This window comes from Cryobacterium sp. TMT2-15-1 (assembly GCF_004402345.1).
GTDB classification, from domain to species: Bacteria; Actinomycetota; Actinomycetes; order Actinomycetales; family Microbacteriaceae; genus Cryobacterium; species Cryobacterium sandaracinum.
This window is the reverse complement of record NZ_SOGD01000040.1, coordinates 1-3,648: the sequence shown is the minus strand read 5'-3', so window position 1 is coordinate 3,648 and position 3,648 is coordinate 1. Positions and strand designations below refer to the sequence as shown.

Sequence of the window (3,648 nt, the reverse complement as noted above, 5' to 3'; positions counted from 1 at the left end):
GGCCTCGTCGCGCCGCCGGCGCCGCTCGGCCTCGGCCACGGCGGCCTCCTCCGGCGTGGGCGCGGTGCCGCCCAGGTGCCGCGGCTGCCACCACTGGCCGGCGCCGTCCACCGGATAGGCTTTCTGCAGGTTGTCGACGAGAACCTGCAGGGTGTCGTGGAGTGCCAACGTCATCGGCTGCGTGCCCTCCCCCGCCGCGACCGTGAACGGCTCGCCGACGGCGAAGTGGATGGGCACGTCGAACACCTCGCGCAGGGCCGGCTTGTGGTTCTTCGTGAGCACGCGGTGCCCGCCCCAGACCGCGATCGGGATCACGGGGACCCCGGCCTCGGCGGCCATCCGGATGGCACCCGACTTCAACTCGCGCACGGTGAAGGAGGCGTTCACGCCGCCTTCCGGGAACACGCCGAGCAGTTCGCCCGCCCGCAGCGCGGCCACGGCTTGGCCGTAAGCCTCCGCCCCTGCCTTCATGTCGACCGAGATATGACGCATGCCGCGCAGCAACACGCCCACGAGCTTCTGGTCGAACGCGCCCTTCTTGGCCATGAAACGGATGTGCCGTCGGTTCTTGTGCCACAGCATCCACTCGACCAGGGCGAAGTCCATGTAGCCGAAGTGCGTGATCGCCAGCACCGCCCCGCCGGTGTCCGGAAGATTCTTCAGACCGGTCACGGATGGCTTCAGCCGCAGCAGGCCGAACACGGCCCGCCCGGCCAGAATCGCCGTGGTGTACAGAGGTTCCCGAGTGCCTGTGCTCATACCTCAAGGCTACGACCTGCGTGCGGGTTTCCGCGTCCGTCCCACGAGCCGTTCGGGACCCGGCTCGCACGCGCGGCGCACCCCGTGGACGTGGGCTCACGTTCTCACGCTCGCCCGGCTCCGGATACCTGCGCCGCAAACTTCCACCCCGTCTGTGTCATCGGTTATCGAGCTTGCACACGGCCTCGACCGCACTGACACTGGAATCATCCACGGCGGAACCGCAACAACCGGCCTTGAAGCTGGTTGACTCGACCAGGCGACGACCACCGAGACCACGTGGGCGGCCCGGCCACCAGAGGGAGACACGATGAGCACTGACCTGAGCAGCGCCGCGAGCACGACCATGCCCGCGCCGCCCGCGGCCGACAGCCACGACCGGATCCGGGTGCGGGGCGCGCGCGTGAACAACCTCAGGGACGTCAGCCTCGACATCCCGAAGCGGCGGCTGACGGTGTTCACCGGCGTTTCCGGCTCGGGCAAGAGCTCACTAGTGTTCGGCACGATCGCCGCCGAGTCGCAGCGGTTGATCAACGAGACCTACAGTGCGTTCGTGCAGGGATTCATGCCGGCCCTGGCGCGCCCCGAGGTGGACGTGCTGGATGGTCTGACCACGGCCATCATCGTCGACCAGGAGCGAATGGGGGCCAACTCCCGTTCCACGGTCGGGACCGCCACCGACGCCAACGCGCTGCTGCGCATCCTCTTCAGCCGGCTCGGTCAGCCCCACATCGGATCGCCCCAGGCGTTCTCGTTCAACGTCGCCTCGATCAGTGGGGCCGGGGCGGTCACGCTCGAGCGCGGCGGAAAGACCGTGAAGGAGCGGCGCAGCTTCAGCATCACCGGCGGCATGTGCCCGCGCTGCGAGGGCATGGGCATCGTCAACGACATCGATCGCTCGGCGCTATACGACGATTCCCAGTCGCTCAACGAGGGCGCGCTCACGATCCCGGGCTACACGATGGACGGCTGGTACGGCCGCATCTTCCGCGGCTGCGGCTGGTTCGACCCGGACAAGCCAATTCATCGGTACAGCACGAAGGAACTGGACGACCTGCTCTACAAGGAGCCGACCAAGATCAAGGTCGACGGGATCAACCTGACGTATCAGGGCCTCATCCCGCAGATTCAGAAGTCGTTCCTGTCCAAGGATGTCTCCGCTTTGCAGCCGTATATCCGCGCGTTCGTGGAGCGTGCGGTCACGTTCGCCACCTGCCCCGAGTGCGGCGGCACCCGTCTCAGCGAGGCGGCTCGCTCGTCGAAGATCTCCGGAGTGAGCATCGCCGATGCCTGTGCCTGGCAGATCAGCGACCTGGCCGGGTGGGTTCGTGGCCAGAGAGAGCCATCGGTGGCCCCGCTCACGCAGGCGTTGCGCCAGATCCTCGACTCGTTCGTGGAGATCGGGTTGGGTTATCTGTCGCTCGACCGGCCGGCCGGAACTTTGTCGGGCGGGGAGGCCCAGCGCACCAAGATGATCCGGCACCTGGGCTCCTCACTCACCGACGTCACCTACGTCTTCGACGAGCCCACCATCGGGCTGCATCCCCATGACATCGAGCGCATGAACACACTGCTGCTGCAGCTGCGGGACAAGGGCAACACGGTGCTCGTTGTGGAGCATAAGCCGGAGACGATCGTGATCGCCGACCACGTCGTCGATCTCGGACCCGGCGCCGGCGCGGCGGGCGGCACCGTCTGCTTCGAGGGCACCGTGGAGGGTCTCCGCACCAGCGGCACCCTTACTGGCCGCCACTTCGACTATCGCGCAGCACTCAAGCCCGCAGTGCGCACCCCCACGGGCACGCTGGAGATTCGCGGCGCGACAAAGAACAACCTGAAGGATGTGGACGTGGATATCCCGCTCGGCGTGCTCGTCGTGCTGACGGGGGTCGCGGGCTCCGGAAAGAGCTCGCTCGTGCACGGGTCGATCCCCACCGGCGCGGGCGTGGTGTCCATCGATCAGGGCAGCATCCGCGGTTCCCGCAGAAGCAATCCGGCGACGTACACGGGAATGCTCGACCCGATCCGAAAGGCCTTCGCGAAGGCCAACGGCGTGAAGCCCGCGCTGTTCAGCTCCAACTCCGAGGGTGCCTGCCCCAACTGCAACGGTGCCGGCGTCGTCTACACCGACCTGGCCATGATGGCGGGCGTCGCCACCACCTGCGAGGTCTGCGCGGGGAAGCGGTTCGAGGCATCCGTTTTGGAGTACCGCCTCGGCGGCCGCGATATCAGTGAGGTGCTCGCGATGTCGGTGACGGCGGCCCGGGAGTTCTTCGGCGCCGGAGCGGCGCGCACGCCGGCCGCCCACGCCATCCTGGGCGGGCTTACCGACGTTGGGCTCGGCTATCTCAGCCTCGGCCAGCCGCTCACGACGCTCTCGGGGGGCGAGCGCCAGCGGCTCAAGCTGGCCACCCACCTGGCTGAGCAGGGCGGCGTCTACGTGCTCGACGAGCCGACCACCGGACTCCACCTCGCCGACGTCGAGCAGTTGCTCGGCCTGCTCGACCGAATCGTGGACTCCGGCAAGTCGGTCATCGTCGTCGAGCATCACCAGGCCGTGATGGCTCATGCCGACTGGATCATCGACCTCGGACCCGGCGCCGGTCACGACGGCGGCCGGATCGTCTTCGAGGGCTCACCGGCCGACCTGGTCGCCGACCGCTCCACCCTCACCGCCCAGCACCTCGCGGCCTACGTCGGCAGAGCCTGACGGCAGCGCACTTCACGGCGCTGCCAGTCAGGTCTGTCCCGAACGAATTCGACGGAGATTCTGGCCGAATCGCCCCATTCCGGTATTTGTCAACCTGTGTGAGACAGGTTGAGGATGGTTTTTTGGTGCGGGTCGTTGATGCAGACGCGTCGGGGCAGGGTGGGTGGTTTGGGGCGGTG

Annotated in this window: 2 protein-coding genes; one reads left to right on the top strand and one right to left on the bottom strand. The window is 67.6% G+C overall.

Annotation, left to right across the window (positions count from 1 at the left end; all coding sequences use genetic code 11):
• Positions 1 to 759: 1-acyl-sn-glycerol-3-phosphate acyltransferase (locus E3O62_RS11325; protein ID WP_134398563.1), on the bottom strand; the 759-nt coding region annotated here is incomplete at its 3' end.
• Positions 760 to 1,069: 310 nt separating this feature from the next.
• On the opposite strand from E3O62_RS11325, the gene E3O62_RS11320 reads away from it, so the two are divergent.
• The gene (locus E3O62_RS11320) at positions 1,070 to 3,469 is read left to right on the top strand and encodes an excinuclease ABC subunit UvrA (RefSeq protein ID WP_134398562.1); all 2,400 of its coding nucleotides are present in this window, start codon (positions 1,070 to 1,072) and stop codon (positions 3,467 to 3,469) included.
• Positions 3,470 to 3,648 lie beyond the last annotated feature (179 nt).

What these genes read in the sequence shown, in the direction of transcription:
- E3O62_RS11320 (WP_134398562.1), top strand. Translation starts at nt 1,070, where the DNA reads ATGAGCACTGACCTGAGCAGCGCCGCGAGCACGACCATGCCCGCGCCG.